This window comes from Pseudoalteromonas prydzensis (assembly GCF_001661495.1).
In the GTDB taxonomy this organism is placed as follows: Bacteria; Pseudomonadota; Gammaproteobacteria; order Enterobacterales; family Alteromonadaceae; genus Pseudoalteromonas; species Pseudoalteromonas prydzensis.
In genome coordinates, this window is sequence record NZ_BDDT01000006.1 from 79780 (window position 1) to 98736 (window position 18957).

The 18957-nt window shown below is 41.5% G+C and carries 17 protein-coding genes and 10 tRNA genes; 4 read left to right on the top strand and 23 right to left on the bottom strand.

Features of this window, described 5'->3' with window-relative positions:
* Positions 1-16: 16 nt before the first annotated feature.
* A complete protein-coding gene (locus A7968_RS12610) occupies positions 17-598 on the top strand; it encodes a TetR/AcrR family transcriptional regulator (protein ID WP_064666935.1) in 582 nt (193 codons plus the stop codon).
* A gap of 72 nt (positions 599-670) precedes the next feature.
* A complete protein-coding gene (locus tag A7968_RS12615) occupies positions 671-1066 on the top strand; it encodes a DUF2750 domain-containing protein (RefSeq protein WP_064666936.1) in 396 nt (131 codons plus the stop codon).
* Positions 1067-1124: 58 nt separating this feature from the next.
* On the opposite strand, the gene A7968_RS12620 is transcribed toward A7968_RS12615, so the two are convergent.
* The 21 genes from A7968_RS12620 to A7968_RS12725 all read right to left on the bottom strand — a co-directional run bounded on the left by A7968_RS12620 (position 1125) and on the right by A7968_RS12725 (position 15102).
* Positions 1125-1214: transfer RNA gene (locus A7968_RS12620), tRNA-Ser, on the bottom strand.
* 148 nt (positions 1215-1362) lie between these two features.
* A complete protein-coding gene (gene nadA, locus A7968_RS12625; RefSeq protein ID WP_064666937.1) occupies positions 1363-2403 on the bottom strand; it encodes a quinolinate synthase NadA in 1041 nt (346 codons plus the stop codon).
* A gap of 297 nt (positions 2404-2700) precedes the next feature.
* Positions 2701-2776, bottom strand: a tRNA-Lys gene (locus tag A7968_RS12630).
* A 67-nt stretch (positions 2777-2843) separates the two neighbouring features.
* Positions 2844-2919: transfer RNA gene (locus A7968_RS12635), tRNA-Lys, on the bottom strand.
* A 67-nt stretch (positions 2920-2986) separates the two neighbouring features.
* A tRNA-Lys gene (locus A7968_RS12640) sits at positions 2987-3062 on the bottom strand.
* A 66-nt stretch (positions 3063-3128) separates the two neighbouring features.
* Positions 3129-3204, bottom strand: a tRNA-Lys gene (locus A7968_RS12645).
* 66 nt (positions 3205-3270) lie between these two features.
* Positions 3271-3346, bottom strand: a tRNA-Lys gene (locus A7968_RS12650).
* Between the two features lie 66 nt (positions 3347-3412).
* Positions 3413-3488: transfer RNA gene (locus tag A7968_RS12655), tRNA-Lys, on the bottom strand.
* Positions 3489-3554: 66 nt separating this feature from the next.
* Positions 3555-3630 (bottom strand) — tRNA-Lys (locus A7968_RS12660).
* A 78-nt stretch (positions 3631-3708) separates the two neighbouring features.
* Positions 3709-3784: transfer RNA gene (locus A7968_RS12665), tRNA-Lys, on the bottom strand.
* A gap of 168 nt (positions 3785-3952) precedes the next feature.
* Positions 3953-4705: a tol-pal system protein YbgF gene (gene ybgF / locus A7968_RS12670; protein ID WP_064666938.1), complete on the bottom strand. Its 753-nt coding sequence runs from the start codon at positions 4703-4705 to the stop codon at positions 3953-3955.
* A 13-nt stretch (positions 4706-4718) separates the two neighbouring features.
* Positions 4719-5261: a peptidoglycan-associated lipoprotein Pal gene (gene pal, locus A7968_RS12675; protein ID WP_064666939.1), complete on the bottom strand. Its 543-nt coding sequence runs from the start codon at positions 5259-5261 to the stop codon at positions 4719-4721.
* Positions 5262-5296: 35 nt separating this feature from the next.
* Positions 5297-6655, bottom strand: a complete 1359-nt coding sequence (gene tolB / locus A7968_RS12680; RefSeq protein ID WP_064666940.1) for a Tol-Pal system beta propeller repeat protein TolB — start codon at positions 6653-6655, stop codon at positions 5297-5299.
* 9 nt (positions 6656-6664) lie between these two features.
* Positions 6665-7591, bottom strand: a complete 927-nt coding sequence (tolA, locus tag A7968_RS12685) for a cell envelope integrity protein TolA (RefSeq protein ID WP_064666941.1) — start codon at positions 7589-7591, stop codon at positions 6665-6667.
* Position 7592: 1 nt separating this feature from the next.
* Positions 7593-8027, bottom strand: a complete 435-nt coding sequence (gene tolR, locus A7968_RS12690) for a protein TolR (RefSeq protein ID WP_064666942.1) — start codon at positions 8025-8027, stop codon at positions 7593-7595.
* Positions 8014-8718, bottom strand: a complete 705-nt coding sequence (gene tolQ, locus A7968_RS12695; protein WP_064666943.1) for a protein TolQ — start codon at positions 8716-8718, stop codon at positions 8014-8016. The genes tolR and tolQ overlap by 14 nt, the downstream gene beginning before the upstream one ends.
* Before the next feature lie 899 nt (positions 8719-9617).
* Positions 9618-10625 carry a Holliday junction branch migration DNA helicase RuvB gene (gene ruvB / locus A7968_RS12705; RefSeq protein ID WP_064666945.1) on the bottom strand — a complete coding sequence of 336 codons (1008 nt, stop codon included), beginning with the start codon at positions 10623-10625 and terminating at the stop codon, positions 9618-9620.
* A 7-nt stretch (positions 10626-10632) separates the two neighbouring features.
* On the bottom strand, positions 10633-11250 hold the full coding sequence (gene ruvA, locus A7968_RS12710; protein ID WP_064666946.1) for a Holliday junction branch migration protein RuvA: 618 nt from the start codon (positions 11248-11250) through the stop codon (positions 10633-10635).
* A gap of 1 nt (position 11251) precedes the next feature.
* Positions 11252-11776: a crossover junction endodeoxyribonuclease RuvC gene (ruvC, locus tag A7968_RS12715; RefSeq protein WP_064666947.1), complete on the bottom strand. Its 525-nt coding sequence runs from the start codon at positions 11774-11776 to the stop codon at positions 11252-11254.
* Positions 11777-11897: 121 nt separating this feature from the next.
* Positions 11898-14399, bottom strand: coding sequence for an ABC transporter permease (locus A7968_RS12720; protein WP_064666948.1), 2502 nt, complete (start codon positions 14397-14399; stop codon positions 11898-11900).
* Entirely contained in the window at positions 14389-15102 is a 714-nt protein-coding gene (locus tag A7968_RS12725) for an ABC transporter ATP-binding protein (protein WP_064666949.1), read from the bottom strand. Before A7968_RS12725 ends, A7968_RS12720 begins: the two co-directional genes overlap by 11 nt.
* Here A7968_RS12725 and A7968_RS12730 point away from each other — a divergent pair, their 5' ends adjacent.
* Both A7968_RS12730 and A7968_RS12735 read left to right on the top strand, forming a co-directional pair.
* The gene (locus A7968_RS12730) at positions 15103-15723 is read left to right on the top strand and encodes an arylesterase (RefSeq protein WP_064666950.1); all 621 of its coding nucleotides are present in this window, start codon (positions 15103-15105) and stop codon (positions 15721-15723) included. It abuts the gene before it with no gap.
* Positions 15724-15829: 106 nt separating this feature from the next.
* Positions 15830-15906 (top strand) — tRNA-Pro (locus A7968_RS12735).
* Positions 15907-16080: 174 nt separating this feature from the next.
* On the opposite strand, the gene A7968_RS12740 is transcribed toward A7968_RS12735, so the two are convergent.
* Both A7968_RS12740 and A7968_RS12745 read right to left on the bottom strand, forming a co-directional pair.
* Positions 16081-18576 carry a host specificity factor TipJ family phage tail protein gene (locus A7968_RS12740; RefSeq protein ID WP_064666951.1) on the bottom strand — a complete coding sequence of 832 codons (2496 nt, stop codon included), beginning with the start codon at positions 18574-18576 and terminating at the stop codon, positions 16081-16083.
* Positions 18560-18901: a hypothetical protein gene (locus A7968_RS12745; protein ID WP_227008920.1), complete on the bottom strand. Its 342-nt coding sequence runs from the start codon at positions 18899-18901 to the stop codon at positions 18560-18562. The genes A7968_RS12740 and A7968_RS12745 overlap by 17 nt, the downstream gene beginning before the upstream one ends.
* Positions 18902-18957: the final 56 nt, after the last annotated feature.

Below are 18957 nucleotides of genomic sequence, written 5' to 3' on the forward strand. Positions count from 1 at the left end.
ACAATAAGAGAGCACTATGAGAGTAGCCGAATTTGACCGCGAGTATGTACTGCGCCAAGCGATGCTGGCTTTTATGCAACACGGTTATGCTAAAACGAGTATGCAAAAATTAACGCAAGTTACTGCACTGCATCCAGGCTCTTTATATGCTGCGTTTGGTAATAAAAAAGGTATTTTTTTAGCGGCTATTGAGCAATATCAAACTGATCGTAACCAACAATTCACAGCGCTATTTTGTGAGCATAAACCAGTATTACCTAGCCTGCGCCTTTATTTGGATGCAATTATCAAAGAGTGCGTTTGTGGTGATGCGATGAAAGTATGCTTGCTTACAAAAAGTATTAGTGAAGTTGAAGGGCAAGATTTACAAATAAGCCAAGTACTAATGGCTAATTTAAACGCCTACGAAAACGCCCTTGCCGAACAATTTGAGCGCGCGATAAAAGAAGGTGAAATCCCAAATACACGCACAGCTGAGCATCTAGCTCGTTTTTTAGCGATGGGTCTTTACGGCTTGCGAACCTATGCACTGACTAACCGTAACGAACACGATCTAAGCCAGCTCGCCGACGATTTATACCAAGCAATGTGTAATTAATTTTTAACTAATCGACATTTTGTCATAATAGTCAATATACTATACCTAAGCCATTCTAGAGAGAGTCTATTAATGAGTAATGCAACAGCAACCGCATCTGAAAAATTTGAGACTATTCTAAATTTAGGAGCCAAAAAGAGACTGGCTTTTATGTTTGAGACAGTCCACGAATTCAAGCAAGTTTGGATATTAAATGACGACGATGGCTGTGTAATGCTTGCCAACGAAGATGATGATTGTGTACCGGTATGGCCAGAACGCATTTACGCCGAAGCATGGGCCACCGGTGAATGGGAAAACTGCACAGCAAAAGCGATCCCATTAAAAGATTGGCATTCACGCTGGACCCCCGGCCTTGAACAAGACGATCTACTTGTTGCCGTATTCCCAACAGAGGAAGACGACGGCACTATTTTATTTCCAGATGAATTTGATAGCCAACTTAAACCAGCTAAAAAGCGCTATTAATCGCAATATGAAATGATACAAAGCAAAAAAGCGACCTAGGGTCGCTTTTTTTAAATAATGGCGGTGAGGGAGGGATTCGAACCCTCGTTAGGGATTAACCTAAACACACTTTCCAGGCGTGCGCCTTCAGCCACTCAGCCACCTCACCGCAGGCGTTAATGTATAACGCGGCGTAATAGTATGAAATCACGCCCTGTGGTGCAAGGTGTTTTTCCCTTTTGCCTGTTAACTGCCTAGTAAACAAACAAAAAAGGCCGCTGATAGCAGTATCAGCGGCCTTATCTTTATAACTTAGTTTAGCGTTGTAGTGACGCTGAGAAATCGAGCATACGATTAAGCGACTTGAGTGCGCCTTCACGAAGGTCCATATCTACAAACACTTCCTTGCCAGTTGCATCTAATAACGCTTCCTCAATCGCTTTGAGGCCGTTCATTGCCATCCACGGGCAGTGCGCGCAACTCTTACACGTTGCGCCTTCACCTGCAGTTGGTGCGGCAACAAATTCTTTATCAGGACAAAGCTGCTGCATTTTATAAAAAATGCCGCGATCGGTGGCAACAATAAACTTTTGATTAGCCATTGTTTGTGCCGCTTTGATCAATTGACTGGTTGAGCCTACCGCATCCGCTAACGCTACAATCTCTGCTGGTGATTCTGGGTGTACTAAAACGCCCGCATCAGGATACAGCGCTTTCATGTCTTTTAACGCTTTGGTTTTAAACTCGTCATGCACGATACATGCGCCATTCCACATGATCATGTCGGCGCCGGTATTCTTTTGAATATAGGCACCTAAGTGTTTGTCTGGGCCCCAAATGATTTTTTCGCCCATTTCATCAAGGTGCTCAACAATCTCAAGCGCACACGATGAGGTAACAATCCAATCTGCGCGTGCTTTAACAGCAGTCGAGGTATTGGCATACACAACCACTTTGCGATCAGGGTGCTGATCACAAAATGCTGAGAACTCTTCAATTGGGCAACCAATATCAAGCGAACAGGTTGCTTCAAGCGTTGGCATAACCACGGTTTTGTTCGGGGTTAATATTTTCGCTGTTTCACCCATAAAACGTACGCCCGCGACAATGATCATGTCAGCATCGTGCTTTGCGCCAAAGCGTGCCATTTCTAACGAGTCGGCAACGCAGCCGCCTGTTTCTTCAGCAAGCGCTTGAATTTCAGGATCAGTGTAATAATGAGCAACTAATACGGCATTTTTATCAATCAATAATTGTTTGATACGTGCTTTGTATTGCGCTTGCTCATCATTATTCAATGGAGCTGGTTTAGGAGGAAAGATATAACCTTCAGGCATAATAGTTTGAGCTAAACTCATTTCTCGACCACTTAATCTACAGTGCAATTATGGGGCGAATTATACGAGAATATAAAACTAAATAACAGTAGTGTGCATAAATACCAATCGACTTAAATATTAAACCATCCTAGCGGGCTAAATAAAGCGTTAGCTGCGTTAGTAACTTAACACGATTGGTACATTACCAATTTGATTAACGTATTTATATTTTAGCTATTAGCTAATTGACTATGAAGAGTGAGAATTTCGAATATCAGGAGAGTAAGGTTTAACAAAACAAACGGTTAGATTTAATCTAATGCAAAGATACCAAAATGGTGGGTCATGATGGACTTGAACCATCGACCAATGGATTAAAAGTCCACTGCTCTACCAACTGAGCTAATGACCCGCTCTGGTGCTTATGAAAGCTGCGTAAATCCGCCGATTAAACCATCCATTATTACTTGAATAAAGAATGGTGGGTCATGATGGACTTGAACCATCGACCAATGGATTAAAAGTCCACTGCTCTACCAACTGAGCTAATGACCCGCTCTGATGCTTATGAAAGCTGCGTAAATCCGCCGATTAAACCATTCGTTATTACTTGAATAAAGAATGGTGGGTCATGATGGACTTGAACCATCGACCAATGGATTAAAAGTCCACTGCTCTACCAACTGAGCTAATGACCCGCTCTGGTGCTTATAAAAGCGTGCGTAAATCCGCCGATTGAAACCATTCATTACTTGAATAAAGAATGGTGGGTCATGATGGACTTGAACCATCGACCAATGGATTAAAAGTCCACTGCTCTACCAACTGAGCTAATGACCCGCTCTGGTGCTTATAAAAGCGTTGCGTAAATCCGCCGATTAAAACCATTCATTAGTGTATAAAGAATGGTGGGTCATGATGGACTTGAACCATCGACCAATGGATTAAAAGTCCACTGCTCTACCAACTGAGCTAATGACCCGCTCTGGTGCTTATAAAAGCGTGCGTAAATCCGCCGATTGAAACCATTCATTACTTGAATAAAGAATGGTGGGTCATGATGGACTTGAACCATCGACCAATGGATTAAAAGTCCACTGCTCTACCAACTGAGCTAATGACCCGCTCTGGTGCTTATAAAAGCGTTGCGTAAATCCGCCGATTGAAACCATTCATTAGTGTATCAAGAATGGTGGGTCATGATGGACTTGAACCATCGACCAATGGATTAAAAGTCCACTGCTCTACCAACTGAGCTAATGACCCGCTCTGGTGTACCTAAGTACTTACGTAAATCCGTCGATAAAAGACCATTCAATTGTTAACATAAAGCCAAATAAAGAATGGTGGGTCATGATGGACTTGAACCATCGACCAATGGATTAAAAGTCCACTGCTCTACCAACTGAGCTAATGACCCGCTCTTTTTGCCGCAATTTGAGTGGTTGAACCATTCGTTTGCTGCGGGCGCTTATAATACTTATTTAAAAAATGAGTGCAACAGAAAATGTCTCTTTTTTTAAGTTTTTATGTCTAGTTGACCAATTTTAGACCGCTTATGACAAAAAGCAGTCTAATCAAGCTGATTCTACATTTTTGCAATGCGATCAGTGGCCAATTTTGCAGCAGTTGTACTTGGGTATTGATTGATCAAATCATTAAAGGTTTTTAACGCTTGTTCAGCTAAACCTTGTTCTTGTAACAAGGTACCCAGTTTTAACATTGCATCAGGGCGCTTATTTGAATTTGGAAATTCATTTACCACAACTTTAAAGTGATCCGACGCTTTCACGGGGTCATTTTTAATCGTTAGCAATTGCCCCAACCAATAATGAGCGTTCGATGCATACACAGAGTTTGGATACGTGGTTAAGAACGTTTGAAACTCTGGAATGGCCTGATCATAGCGCTTGTCTTTCATTATTAATGCCACTGCACGCTCGTAAGCTTCATTCTCAGACAAGTCTGAACTAATAGCTTGTTGTGCAACAGGCTCAGCATACTGAGCAGCGCTTGATGCACTAGGCTGCGAATAAGCTTGGCTAACGCGATTTTCAATTTCTTGATAAAGCTCGCGCTGACGTTGTAGCACTTTTTCGAGTTTGTAGGTTTGTTCTTCGGTGATCCCGCGAACTTGACTCACTTCATCTTGCAGCCTATTTAACTGTTGCTGTAACTCAACTTGCAGTAAGTTGCGCGACTGCATCATGCTCTCAAGGGCAGCAAGGCGTTTTTCGATACTTGATTGTGAACTCGCAGCTTCTGAAACAGGAGCGGGAGCAGCCCAAATTTGGGTGCTCCCGCTCAATATCATGGCTGCCAAAATAATTTTCGGCTTCATAATGTCTCTAATCTTAGTAAACTAGTACCGCACGGCGGTTTTTAGCGAAAGCAGATTCAGTGCGTGATTTAACCATTGGCTTCTCTTCACCATAGCTCACTACTGACATTTGGCTTGCTGAAACACCTAAGCTTTGTAGGTATTTTTCAACTGCTTGGCCACGGTGCTCACCCAGTGCAATATTGTACTCAGGTGTGCCACGCTCATCGGCATGACCTTCAATTAATACTTTAACTGATGGGTTTTTAACTAAAAACTCAGCGTGTGCACGAAGTAATTCACCGTACTGACCTTGAATAGCCGCAGTGTCAAAACCAAAGTAAATAACTTGCTCTTGACGCAATTCGTCATACTTCTGACGAAGCTCTTCTTGTGCTTGTTGCTCTGGTGTTAATGTTGCAACTTCAACTGCATCATTATCTGTTGTTTGCTCAACAGTTGCTTGATTTGATTGATTTGCTGCACCTTCATCGATATCCGAAGATGAGCTACAAGCTGCTAGTGTCATAACTGGCACAGCAATTAGCAGGCCTTTAAGTATTTTATTAAGTTGCATTTAGTAGATTCCTATATTGAGTAAACCAGCAAATATTACTGTAAATAAGGCGACCACGCGGGTGCCTTTACTTGTCCATTTAGCACAGGTAACCGTGCTTTAAAGCGACCGTCCATTGATACTAGCGCTAGTACCTGCTTATTATTATGAAGCGTGCTATAAATGATCATCGAGCCGTTTGGCGCTATGCTCGGTGATTCATCTAGGCGCGTTCGTGTTAATACTTGGAATGCGCCTGTAGCCAGCTCTTTCTTAGCGAGATGGTACTGCCCGTTGGTACGGTTAACCATCACTAATTCTTTGCCGTCAGGGGTAATTGAACCTGCAAGATTCATATCACCATCAAAGGTCATGCGTTGTGACCTACCTGTTTGTAAATTTAACTTATAAATCTGAGCATTACCACCCCTTTCAGAGGTAAACACGATATCCTGACCATTCGGATGCCATGACGGCTCAGTATCTATACTACGGTGGTTAGTTAAACGAGTTTCCTTACGTGTTGCTAAGTCTAGCATATACACTTCTGTTGCACCGTTTCTGTCTTTTGACAATACTAACAATAATTTTTTACCGTCTGGCGAAAATTGTGGCGCGCCATTAATACCCTGATGGCTAGTGATAAGCTCACGCTTACCAGTATATAAGTCTTGGATATAAATTTGGCTTTGACGATTTTCAAAGGTCACATACGCAAGCTTAGTTCCATCTGGTGACCATGCTGGTGACATAAGTGGTTCTTGTGAACGCAATAAAACCTGTTCATTAAACCCATCGTAATCAGCGACTACTAGCTGATAAGGCTTTGGTTCATCATCACGCACTATTACATAAGCAATTTTAGTTAAAAATGCGCCACGTTCTCCGGTGAGTTTTTCATAAATAACATCACTGATGCGATGTGCATATCGTCTAAAACCAGTATCACTGATCACACTTTCGCGCGCTTCTTGGATATGATCTTGGTTTTTAATTAGTTTACCGTTGCTCATCATTTGCGTTTCACCACCAGTGATTTGACCGCGAATAACATCAACCAACTCATAACGAACTAAGTAACGGCCATCAGTTTGCTGCTCAACTTCACCCACTAATATAGCTTCCACGCCTTTATTTACCCATGCCGCATAGTCTACGTCAGCATCTTTGCTAGGTAACTGCGGCATTGCATTTACGTCAATGGGTTTGAATTTACCGCTGCGCATTAAATCTGCAGCAATCACATCACTGAGCTTTTGTGGAATTGGCCCCACCCCTTTGTATTTAAATGGCACGATCGCAATAGGTCGCGCGCCATCAATACCTTCTGTTATGACTATTTCAAGTGCTGCATTGGCAACACTGGTAAAGCCTAAAACGAAAATTAAACAAACTGTTTTCAACTTGTTGAACATACCATTCCTTTAAAATTGTGGCTTAATTGTTAAGTTAATATTTTTTAATTGCTCAAACACATCTTTATCTTTAGAAACCGGCAGTGTATCAGCCATACGAACCGCTCTAAGTGCCGCTTCACATACTAACTTATCTCCGCCTAAAGATTGCACCTGCGTTACCAAGCCATTAAAGCCTAGACGTATATTGACACGACATTGCTGATTTTTCATTTTTTCATCAATTAATAAATTTTGCTGAATACGCGCCATTATTAATGCTTTATATTTATCAACTTCAGTGCCAACTTGCTGTTGGCGAAGTTTGTTGCGCGCAGCTTGCTCTGACGCTAACTGCTCTTGCAACATCTGCTCTTGCAATGCTTTTTGACGTGCTTCCTCAGCAGCTTCGGCACGTTTTTTAGCGGCTAATTCTTCACGTTTACGGTCGTCTTCAGCTTTCTTTAATGCCTCTTCTTCCGCTTTACGCTTTTCAGCAGCAGCTTTAGCAGCAAGTTCTGCTTGCTCTTTTTGCTTTTCAGCTTGCTGTGCTTTCTCACGTTCTTTTTGTTCAATTTCACGCGCTTTTTTAGCCTGTGCTTGGGCTTGCGCGGTTTCTTTCTCTTTCGCGCGACGCTCTTGCTCTAGTTTTTTAATGCGACGATCTTCTGCTTCACGTTGTTTACGTGCATCAGAGGCGCGACGCTCTAAATCCCGAATACGTTTATCTTCAGCACGTTTTTTGTCATCTTCTTTACGTTTTAACTCAGCAATTTTTTGTTCAACCATTTTTTGGTCAACAGTCACCGCTGAAACCGCATTTTCTGCCTCTGGCATGGCAGTATTTAACGTCACTTCCATCACTGTTGGCGAAGATGTGTGAAAATTTGCTGTACCAACCAACACGCCAATAATCGCAAGGTGCAACAACACTGATTTTATTATTGAAGCACGCATATTAACCTTTACTTCCTTCAAATGATTCAGTCATTAATCCCACCGAAGGCACACCCGCATTTTTCAAAAAGTCCATCAGTAACAATACTTCTTGGTACGATACTTTGCCTGAACCTTTGATCATCACTGGGGTTTCTGGGTTTTTCATCAGTTGTAGCTTGATAACAGCGGCAACATCTAATGCTTCCATCGGCTCTTCAGGATCAGTACCAATACTGACATAGTACTTACCTTGTGCGTCGATAGAAGCAATAATTGGCGGCGTATCTTTTGTATCAACTAAATCTGATTCTTCCATTTTTGGTAAATCAACTTTAACACCATGTGTGATCAACGGCGCTGTCGCCATAAAGATGATCAACAATACCAACATTACATCTATATAAGGAACTACGTTAATCTCTGCAACAGGACGACGTTTCTTACGCTGATACATTCGCTTTTGCCTCTATTTGTGTAGCTGCTTGACGGTGTAAAATATTTGCAAACTCTTCCATAAAGTTAATGTAGTGTGATTCCAGCTTTTCAACTTTATTAGCAAAACGGTTATAGGCGATTACCGCTGGAATTGCTGCAAATAGACCCATTGCTGTTGCAATCAAGGCTTCTGCGATACCAGGTGCAACCATCTGTAATGTAGCTTGTTTTACTTCACCAAGCGCTATAAAGGCGTTCATGATCCCCCAAACAGTACCAAATAAGCCGATATAAGGACTAATAGAGCCAACGGTTGCTAAAAACGATAAACTCGATTCTAGTTTTTCAATTTCACGAGATAAAGCCACACGCATTGAACGATGTGTACCTTCCATAACAATACTCGCACTTTGAAACGACGTTTTTTTATGACGGGCAAATTCTTTAAAGCCAGCAATAAATAATGCTTCTATACCGCTTGAGTTACCACTGCGTGATGAAATTTCGTTGTAAAGTTTACTTAAATCAATACCAGACCAAAATTTTTGTTCAAAGCGCTTGGCATTTGTTAACGCCTCAGAAATCGCTTTCTTACGTTGAAAAATAATTGCCCATGACATAACTGACATAGCTACCAGCGCCAGCATTACCAACTGCACAAGAAAACTTGCTTCTAGAATTAAATCTAAAAAATTAAGCCCTGAACCCACATTAAACTCCTAATAAGATTTCTTGTAAAAATACCATTTCTTTTTACGCTAGGTATCTGACCAAAGGGTTGGCCAAAAGTTGCAACTAGTGTATCGATTCAGATCCTTACTGACAACGCTATTGCTGTGAATTAGCAACAAAAAACGTTGAAAAGCAGGTCTGCTGCTTTTTTGTTAAGCTAAAAACCAAGACACTTAAATCTCTATTTATAGCGGCTTATGTCAATATTATCGCCCAGTGCGTATTTATAAACAAAAACCATGTAAAACACCTTGTTTATTCACAATCAATGCATAACCAAGCAAAAGCAACATTTTAAACTACAGACAGGACAGTTTAACTAATCTGTTTAAAAACCAACCACACAAATAAAATTTCATAAATTCAACAAACTAATAACTTGTTGTGAATTTTATGAACAAAAAAAATGCAATCATAAAAGCCTAGCTATTAGTTTTTTTAATCTGAAAATTAAATTTTTCTAGTTTGAACAAAAAACAACAATTGCGTATTATTCCCCCATACCGAGCTAGCGCAGTAATGAATACTTCATTAAGCCCAGTTCTTTGCAATATGATTCTGATTTTTCGTATTGCTAAGCTTAAAGTCCTCTTGATAAAACTCGAAGAATTTAAGCTGTGTTCCCTGGATTACTTCCTTCAACTTGTTGTTTGCCCGCATTCTTATGCGGGCTTTTTTTTGCCTAAAAATAAAGTAAAGCACCGTGATATGGGGCATACAATATCGTTTACAAACTTAACAGCATGTGAATTATAGCCGTCGAAATAGCTAAACGCTTAGGTAGATAGGCGCTAAGTGGTTAAAAAAGAACTGTTGAGTTATTTGCAGAGGATAATTTGCAGCCATATTTGAGTATATAGCTGCAAAAAAATATACTTTATTGTTGTTTGGGTAACAAACCAAAGTGATGGTAGGCGTTATCAGAGACAATACGCCCGCGAGGAGTACGCTGGATAAAGCCTTGTTGAATTAAATACGGCTCAATCACATCTTCGATCGTTTCTTTTTCTTCACCAATGGCGGCAGCAAGATTATCTAAACCAACGGGGCCACCCATAAATTTTTCGATGATGGCGAGCAAGTATTTACGGTCCATGTAATCAAAACCGCTTTTGTCTACATCAATCATGTTCAGTGCCAGCTCTGCCACTTCTGCATTGACTGTACCGTCTGATTTAACTTGCGTGTAATCACGTACTCGGCGCAATAATCGATTGGCGATACGTGGCGTACCACGAGAACGTTTAGCAATTTCTGCCGCGCCATCATCACACATTTGTAAATTTAAATAATGCGCAGAGCGCGCTACTATGGTTGAGAGATCGGCAACTGAATAAAACTCTAAACGCTGCACAATACCAAAACGGTCTCTTAGCGGTGAGGTTAACGAACCCGCGCGAGTGGTTGCACCAATCAGTGTAAAAGCCGGTAAATCAAGTTTGATAGAGCGCGCTGCTGGGCCTTCACCAATCATTAAATCAAGTTGGTAGTCTTCCATGGCGGGATAGAGTATTTCTTCAACTTGCGGGCTTAGCCTATGTATTTCGTCAATAAACAGTACATCCCCTTCTTCAAGGTTAGTAAGCAGCGCGGCTAAGTCCCCTGCTTTTTCAAGCACTGGACCTGATGTGGTCTTGATACTTACATTTAGCTCGTTCGCGACAATATTGGCTAATGTGGTTTTACCCAAACCCGGCGGGCCAAATATTAATAGATGATCAAGTGCTTCACCGCGGGTGCGCGCCGCTTCTATAAATATTTCCATCTGTTGTTTAACATGGGGCTGACCGGTGTAATCGGCTAATAGTTTTGGTCTAATCGCACGATCAACAACATCTTCATTACTTTGCTCCGTCGCATCAATTAAACGATCCGCTTCAATCATGGTTTACTCACAACATTGATTTTAAAGATTCTTTTATAAGAACCTCTGTAGACATATCAGGCTTGGCCACTGATTTTACTGTTTTTTGTGCTTGCGCCAATTTATAACCTAACGACACCAACGCAGAGACAGCATCGTCCGCAGCATTATTTGCGATCAATGCGTCTGAGGCAGGCTCAATAACCGCATTATCACTAAATGGTGTGAATAAGTCATTACCCCAATCTTTTAATCGGTCTTTCATTTCTAGCACTAAACGCTCAGCGGTTTTTTTACCCACTCCCGGTAGTTTAACTAAACTGGTGGCATCTTCATTATTAACGCAGCTAACAAATTGCTTAGCCGACATCCCAGATAAGATAGCTAATCCGAGTTTAGGCCCTACACCATTGGCTTTGAGTAATTCTCTAAATAATGCCCGTTCAGTTTTATTATTAAAACCAAACAATAACTGTGCGTCTTCTCTTACCACAAAGTGCGTATATACAATGGCCTGTTCACCAATATTTGGCAAATCATAAAAGCAGGTCATTGGCATATTTACTTCATAGCCAACCCCACTTACTTCAAGCAAGATTTCAGGCGGTTGTTTTTCGACTAAAATGCCATTTAAGCGACCTATCATGTTATTTCCTTAATCGTCCTCTAACGGTTTTACTGGCACTGCCCGCTAGTTTTATTAAATTTTGATCTGAATGCGCATGGCATATTGCAATTGCGAGTGCATCGGCAGCATCCGCCTGTGGTGTGCCCGGTAATTTTAAAATATTTTTAACCATGTGCTGTACTTGTGTTTTATCTGCGCCACCGTTGCCAACTACAGCTTGTTTTATTTGCCGGGCGGAATATTCAAAAACAGGAATATCTGCCATTGCCGCACCAACAATTGCCGCGCCACGGGCTTGGCCTAGTTTTAATGCTGAATCGGGATTATGCGCCATAAACACTTTTTCAATGGCAAAATGATCGGGAGAGAATTGTTCGATTAGTTGACTGATCCCTTGGTAAATCATTTTTAATCGAATAGGAAACTCGTGATCGGCTAATTTAATACAGCCACTGCCTAAATAAGTAAATTTAGCCCCTTGATGGGTAATCACCCCATAACCCGTTAATCGTGAGCCAGGATCAATCCCTAAAATAATAGCCAATACTTGCCCAATCAGTGTAAATAGTTAATTGCAGTAATAATGCCAGAGCACTGTATAAATTACCAGTGCATTATTAGCATAAAAAAGCCCGTAACAACGGGCTTAGTTAATTATTAGAATTTTACGCTAAAGAGCGCAGCAATCCTTGGGTATTTTTGCGCATGGTTCTGGCTATCATAAAGTAACCGAGTGATGCCACAAACACACCACCCACTAATGGTCCAATCAGCCAAATATGCGGGTGCAGCTTACCTGCCAAGTCAAACATCTCACGTTGCACTATTAATAACGCCACATCGCTGACCAATGCAGCGACAAAACCGGCTGCGCCACCAAGTAATAAAAACTCGTATAAGGTCGCATTTTTTATTAAGCGCCCTTTGGCACCTAAAGTACGCAATATCACAATTTCTTGCATCCGCTCGCCCAAGCTTGCTTGCACTTGGGAAATCAATACTAAGCCACCACACATCACCACTATCGCTAGTACAAAGCCAATAGCTAATGACACTTGCGAAATAGTCGAGCGAATTTGTTTTACAAAGCTCTCAACATCAATGGCATTAATAGTTGGGTAACTGCGTAATAACTGGCTAAAGTCGCGTTTTTGCTCATCATTAATTCGTACCGATGAAATATAAGTCGCCGGAAAATCAGCTAAAACATCAGGGCTTAAAATAATAAAGAAGTTAGGTTTTAAAGTTGCCCAATTCACTTTACGAACACTGGTAATTTTGGCATCAAACGATTGCGCACCAATTAAAAAGGTCAAGGTATCGCCCAGTTTTACATCTAAGCGTTCGAGCATTGACTCTTCCACTGACGCTTCAGCGGTCGCATTATCGCCAAACCACTCGCCAGCAATGATCTCATTTTGTGCAGGCGCTTGCTCAAGCCAGGTAAGGTTAAGCTCGCGACCGATGCCAGAGCGGGCTTCTTCGTCTTTCTTTTCATTATCTTGCAACGACACTTCACGGGCAACTAGCTCACCGTTAACCGCGTTGACACGACCACGAACTGTCGGATAAAAATCAGACACTTGAATATTCTTTTGTTCTAAAAACGCATTAACATCGGGTAATTCAGTTTCTGTAATATTCACCAAAAAGGCATTTGGCGCATCACTTGGTAATTGCGATTGCCAATCAGCGATCATATCGTTTTTAAGTACCACTAAAAATAACAACAGTTTTATAGCAAGTGAAAAGCTGATCAACTGCACCGCATTAGCATTAGCCCGTTTTTGAATAGAGGCAATCGCAAGCGACCAACTACTACCAGGGCGCAGCCCTAACTTACGCCCGCCACCAAAGATGATTCGTGATAGCAAAAATAGTATGGCAATTAAAACCAGCGTTGAAACAAATAAAATAGCGGTGATTTTTAAGTTATTACTAAATAACCACATGAGTAAAAATACCGTCACAGCCGACATGCCTAAATGCACTTTACTCACCAACAGCTTATCGCCCAAATTACGGCGTAATACTCTAAGTGGCGGAATATCAAATAAATCTAATAACGGCTTGATTGAAAACATCACCGCACAAATCACACCGGTGCAGATCGCTACAAACCACGATTTTAAACCCGCAGCAGGCAAAGTGTTATTCATTGATTTTGCCAAATAGCCGGTGGCAATTTCTTGTAAACCGTAACCAATGGCTAAGCCTAGGATCACCGATAAACCACATACCAATGATAAATGCAGTAAGTAAATTTTACGGATCATTGCGCGGCTGCCACCTAACGTTTTCATCATCGCAACGGGATCATACTGGCGTTCACAATAGCGTTTAGCAGAGACAGCAATTGCCACGGCAGCTAAAATAATCCCCAATAAACCAGCCAGCAATAAAAAGCTTTCGGCACGGTTTAAACTATTAGCTATCGGCGATTGTCGGTCTTTTACCCCATACCATTGCTGATTTTCTTTCATTTGCGGTTTTAGCCACGCATAAAAATCGCTGATCTCACTCTCATCACCGGCATACAATTGACGGTAAAAAACACGGCTGCCAGGTTGAATAACTTCGGTTTTTGCTACATCTTGGTTATTTAAAAGTACACGGCGACTACTCGAAAAAATATTAAATGGTGCATCTGGCTCTTCAACCAGTACTTTTTCGATATGAAATTGCGCAGCACCGAGTTCAACCGTATCACCCACTTTGACATTTAATGCATAAAATACCGATTCACTAAACCACACATTACCAACCGATGGCCCCTGCGTGGCAACTTCAACCTCACCGGTTAAGCTACTTTTAACTTTTAATTCGCCCTTAAGTGGGTAATGATCCGATACCGCTTTAACTGAACTCAATTGCATTTCGTCATTAGCAAATAACATAGTATCAAAGTAAGTGAGCTGTGCGGTTTCTAAGTTGTATTCGCTTGCTTTTGTTAAATACTCATCTGGTAATTCATGGTTACTTGCCAGCACGCGATCCGCGGCAATAAAGGCACTGCTTTTTTGCGCGATGCTTTGCCCTATACGATCCGTTACCATAGAAAGTGTTAAAACCGTCAATACCGCAAGCGATATTGCCGCACAGATCACCGTAAGCTCACCACGGCGAAACTCACGGCTAAATAATTTTAGTGCTAATTTAACCCACATTCGCCACTGCCTCATTGGTATTTTTAACTAATTGTCCCGCTTCAATTTGCAAAACGTGCTGACATTTCGCAGCCAGTGCTTCATCGTGCGTCACTAGTACTAATGTAGTGCCGTGCAGCTTATTAAGGTCAAATAACAGTGATTCTATTAACTTACCGTTTTTGCTATCAAGGTTAGCAGATGGCTCATCCGCGAATAATATTTTGGGCGTGCCAATAAATGCGCGGGCAATGGCAACACGTTGTTGCTCACCGCCAGAGAGCTGCGATGGGTAATGTTCAACGCGATGACTCAATCCCACCTTTTCAAGCAGCTCAAGTGCTTGCTGTTTGGCGTTAGACTCACCAGCAAGCTCAGCTGGTAGCATCACATTTTCAAGTGCGGTTAAACTTTGTACCAACATAAAGGATTGAAATACAAAACCGACTTTGGCGGCTCTGAGTGCTGCTCGGTCTTCTTCATCAAGTTCATGCAGTGGCTCACCATCTAAATAAATTGAGCCTTGAGTCGATTGGTCCAACCCTGCTAGTAAACTTAGTAAAGTTGACTTACCAGAACCAGACGTGCCAACCACAGCCACTGAGTCCCCAGACTTGACATTAAAGGTGATGTCGCTGAGGATGGGCAAATCCCCTTCAAGGGTAGTAACCGTTTTTGAAAGACCTTTAACCTGAATGATATTTAATTGAGATAGCGCTGACATATGATGAATTCAATCCTACGTTTTATATTCGTTTTACTATTAGTAATCAAACCACTTAGTGCGGCAGCTGACAACACAATTTTAATTTTAGGAGACAGTTTAAGTGCCGCCTACGGTTTAAAACAAGAACAAGGCTGGGTTAAATTGTTACAAGATAAATACGATACTGAGCAAGCACCAGTACAACTGATCAACGCCAGTATCAGTGGTGAAACCACCGGTGGTGCACTGCGCCGGTTAGATAGCCTGCTCAATGAATTTCAACCTAGCCATGTACTTATTGAGCTTGGTGGTAACGACGGCCTACGTGGCTTCCCTATTAAACGACTGAAAGAAAATCTAGCCAGTTTAGTAAGCAAGAGCAAACAAGCTGATGCCAAAGTGGCGATTATGGAAATACACATTCCGCCTAACTACGGGCCACGTTATACCGGGCAATTTACCGCAAGTTTCGCCACCATTGCTGATGAAACCGACAGCCATTTAATGCCGTTTTTTGTGCTTGATATCGCATCTGATAAAAGCCTAATGCAAAACGACAACATACACCCTAACAAAACTGCGCAACCTATACTACGAGATACCATGTATAAATCGATCAGTGAGTGGGTAAAATACTAAATATTCACAGAAAATGATTTATTTCACTCAGTACGAGCAATAAATGTGCAAACAAACAAAAGCTTATTGATTTTTGAAAAAATATACGTACTATTGCTTGCATCGTCGGTATGTAGCGCAGCTTGGTAGCGCACTGTCATGGGGTGGCAGGGGTCGAGAGTTCGAATCTCTCCATACCGACCAATTAATTTCCTCTAATATCCTGCACTTACATAAAACCCAAAGCTAACTTCTAAAAATCCATTTGTATTAGATTTGTATTATATTTGTATTATTAATTTTAAACGACTCTAAAAACTTTAATTCTTACCATTAGATAAACTAATTAGTGATTAATTCTGTAGTACGTCGTTTTCTCTAAACTGCGGGTGCTAGGCTGTCGTCGTCTAAGTAAACCCTTTCATCATCTAACTCTGCAACAACAGCAACTTGTTCTGTTGATGATGGTTTTATATCGCGGATCAATACGCCATTGCACCAACGTTCATTAATACCAAACATGTACAGTGGTGGTTCTATTGAACCGTCCAGTACTGGGGTAAAATCTAAGTCTGTATCAATTATTACCTCATTATCGGCATTTCCTGGTGTCGCGTTATATGGCCCGGATAAAGTGCCATCTGGTTTTCTAAGTGCTAGGATATGTGATTGCCCTGATTGCCACTCTAAACCTATATGATCAACATAAATTGAACGGCCATCATAACCCATCACAGTACCGCTTTGTTCATAGCCTGGTATATCGTCTGCCAGTGCACAGTAATCTAGGTACCTTGAGTTAAGTGCATCCATTTCTGTTTTAAAGTCGAAACGCGTGCGGCGGTACCTGCGGGTTCTACGTTTACGCATGCCAAATTGATACGCCTTGTCTCGGTTTGTGACACCAAACGCCCTGACCTTTTCAGGGTTTAAGCCTAAATCACTAGGCAATAAACACAGTATTGTTTCTGACTTCCATGTTACAGGGTCGAAGTATTCAACTTCAACGCCGTCAGGTTCGTCATCATCAATTAATTTTATAGAGCGCTTGAGCATTCCAATATAATTATCTGGTTGATACATGTGCCGATAGACTGTTCGCTTTTGGTCGCGCACAGGGGTTATTTGTCCATAATCTATTGTTGGCTCAGCAAACCCTACAGCAAGCACACGCTTTAATACTTCAAACATGGTGCTTTCACTATCAAACACAGCATTAAACTCATCACCACGGTTGTGCCACACTGGGTGTAATGCTTCAAGTGCTGATAAACCAATTTTACTATCAGCATGCCCTACACTTTTTATTACATGCGCAAAAAATGGGGCTATGTCAGTCGTGGGCCTTGGGGTGCTCCATGTGCCGTTCTCATAAACAGGTAAAATACGCGTGCCAATTACTTTGAATTTGTTTTCTGCAGAGCCGGCTAATGCATTGGTACCCCTAATTTTTACTGCAATAGTCGTTAGGCCTTCGTAACTTATAGCACTTTGCAACTCTGCTTTTAATGCGGTCCAAAAAATGTCATCGTAAATACGTGTGTCTTCGCTTGCTGCTGTTACGCGCTTAACCCGTATTTCAGGGCGTATTTTAGTTGGCAATGAAATAGGTATTGTTTGCCCTAACTGGTCGTTGGTTGAATTGCTGAACACTTGATCTGGTAACGAGGTCCAATCTGCTGCACCTTCATCGCGATATTCTATACGAATGCTAACACTGCGGCTTAAAAAGTTACCATCGTCATCGAGCTCACCGAGTCCTTTAGGCAAATAAAAATCTAACCACAATTGATCGGTTTTTTCACCATCAGGGCATGCGAAAAAGGGACCGTTGAATTGGCCATCTCCACCACGTTCCTCAGCATCGACAGTCGCGCTTGAGTCATACTCAGTCACAAACTCAGTCCATGTGGGATCGTCTTGAAATTGCCCATCAACCTTGTTTACTTGGCTTCCATTTGAGTTTTTGGTTAATAACTCATAGTAGCCATCGTTTTGACCTTCTACTGAACCGGTGATTGTAAGTATTTCACCCACATCAAATGGTGGTGCTGTTTTGTAACGAATAGGTCCTATTTCAGGCTCATATTCTGCAATATAAACAACTAAGGTGTCATTTATAAACGTATAAAAATACGTGCTATTATTACCGCCCGAGCTTGTTACTGCGCCTTTAAGCTCTATACCATTCGTACCAGATGTTGAGCCAACTTCACTGGATGTAAATATATTACGGTGAGCTTCGTGGCTTGTTACATTTTCACCAGGGCCAAATATTTGGTAATCAACATCACCGGTATATCTGCTTACCGGTGTATCAGCAATAAATATTTCTTCGGGCAATATTTCATAATCGCCAACACCAACACATAGCATTAAATAAAGCCATTGTTCGTTGTCGATGTACTCGCGGCGCGGCATGGTTAAATAATCAGGGTAAATTAAATGCCGACCTGCTCCTTCGGGAATAACCCCCATTAGTTTAGGCTTATTACCCTGTGCATTTACATTATAAATACTACTACCATCAGGTGTTGTTGAGTTGTAGTTATCAGGAATTTGGTTGGCTGTATACACAGCATAACCAACTGCAATGACAGCGATAATTGCATACGCGATTGCTGCTTCAGCTTTAGCTTCAACAATTAACTTTACATCGTCTATCTGATTTAATTTGTAGTTATGCCATTGTAATGGCTCAAGATACACGTCATTAATAATAGCGCTAAATAATGGCTGATCTGACTCATAATATGCAGGCACAGCAGCAACAAGCCATTCGTGTAATGTGAGTTCTGGCTCTGCATAGCAAGTTTCGAATAACTCTAAATCAAGCTTGTTTGGATAAACTTTTATTTCAACCTGCGTATTCATAAAATTTCACTTCATAAAATAGTCTATTAAATGCGGCAAGGCTCAAAAACGAGCCACCATGTTTTCTGCTGGAATGAAATATAATTAGTTCATTATCGATATCCATGCACACTCCCATATGCACCATGTTCCCTGCGGTAAACCCACATGCCACTGAACCGTGTTTTGGTCTGCATTCATTAAACTGATCAGCAAGTACGCAATACGCGTAATTAAATTCAGATTTATGTTTAGACCGAACATGACCAAATGACGTAAACAAAGGAAGTTTAAAAATATAGTGCAGCACAAATCGTGTTGCGCCCCAGCAATCTAAGCCAGACATATCCCTACCCCCTTCAAGGTAGGGCACACCAATGTAATCGTTAATGTGATGCATAA

Bases quoted from the DNA above. Each gene is read 5' to 3' on its own strand.
- ruvB (WP_064666945.1), bottom strand. From the start codon at position 10,625: ATGATTGAAGCGGATCGTTTAATTGATGCGACGGAGCAAAGTAATGAA.
- A7968_RS12730 (WP_064666950.1), top strand. From the start codon at position 15,103: ATGATGAATTCAATCCTACGTTTTATATTCGTTTTACTATTAGTAATC.
- A7968_RS12725 (WP_064666949.1), bottom strand. From the start codon at position 15,102: ATGTCAGCGCTATCTCAATTAAATATCATTCAGGTTAAAGGTCTTTCA.
- nadA (WP_064666937.1), bottom strand. From the start codon at position 2,403: ATGAGTTTAGCTCAAACTATTATGCCTGAAGGTTATATCTTTCCTCCT.
- A7968_RS12615 (WP_064666936.1), top strand. From the start codon at position 671: ATGAGTAATGCAACAGCAACCGCATCTGAAAAATTTGAGACTATTCTA.
- A7968_RS12740 (WP_064666951.1), bottom strand. From the start codon at position 18,576: ATGAATACGCAGGTTGAAATAAAAGTTTATCCAAACAAGCTTGATTTA.
- A7968_RS12610 (WP_064666935.1), top strand. From the start codon at position 17: ATGAGAGTAGCCGAATTTGACCGCGAGTATGTACTGCGCCAAGCGATG.
- A7968_RS12745 (WP_227008920.1), bottom strand. From the start codon at position 18,901: ATGTCTGGCTTAGATTGCTGGGGCGCAACACGATTTGTGCTGCACTAT.
- tolR (WP_064666942.1), bottom strand. From the start codon at position 8,027: ATGTATCAGCGTAAGAAACGTCGTCCTGTTGCAGAGATTAACGTAGTT.
- A7968_RS12720 (WP_064666948.1), bottom strand. From the start codon at position 14,399: ATGTGGGTTAAATTAGCACTAAAATTATTTAGCCGTGAGTTTCGCCGT.
- tolB (WP_064666940.1), bottom strand. From the start codon at position 6,655: ATGTTCAACAAGTTGAAAACAGTTTGTTTAATTTTCGTTTTAGGCTTT.
- tolA (WP_064666941.1), bottom strand. From the start codon at position 7,591: ATGCGTGCTTCAATAATAAAATCAGTGTTGTTGCACCTTGCGATTATT.
- ruvA (WP_064666946.1), bottom strand. From the start codon at position 11,250: ATGATAGGTCGCTTAAATGGCATTTTAGTCGAAAAACAACCGCCTGAA.
- ybgF (WP_064666938.1), bottom strand. From the start codon at position 4,705: ATGAAGCCGAAAATTATTTTGGCAGCCATGATATTGAGCGGGAGCACC.
- pal (WP_064666939.1), bottom strand. From the start codon at position 5,261: ATGCAACTTAATAAAATACTTAAAGGCCTGCTAATTGCTGTGCCAGTT.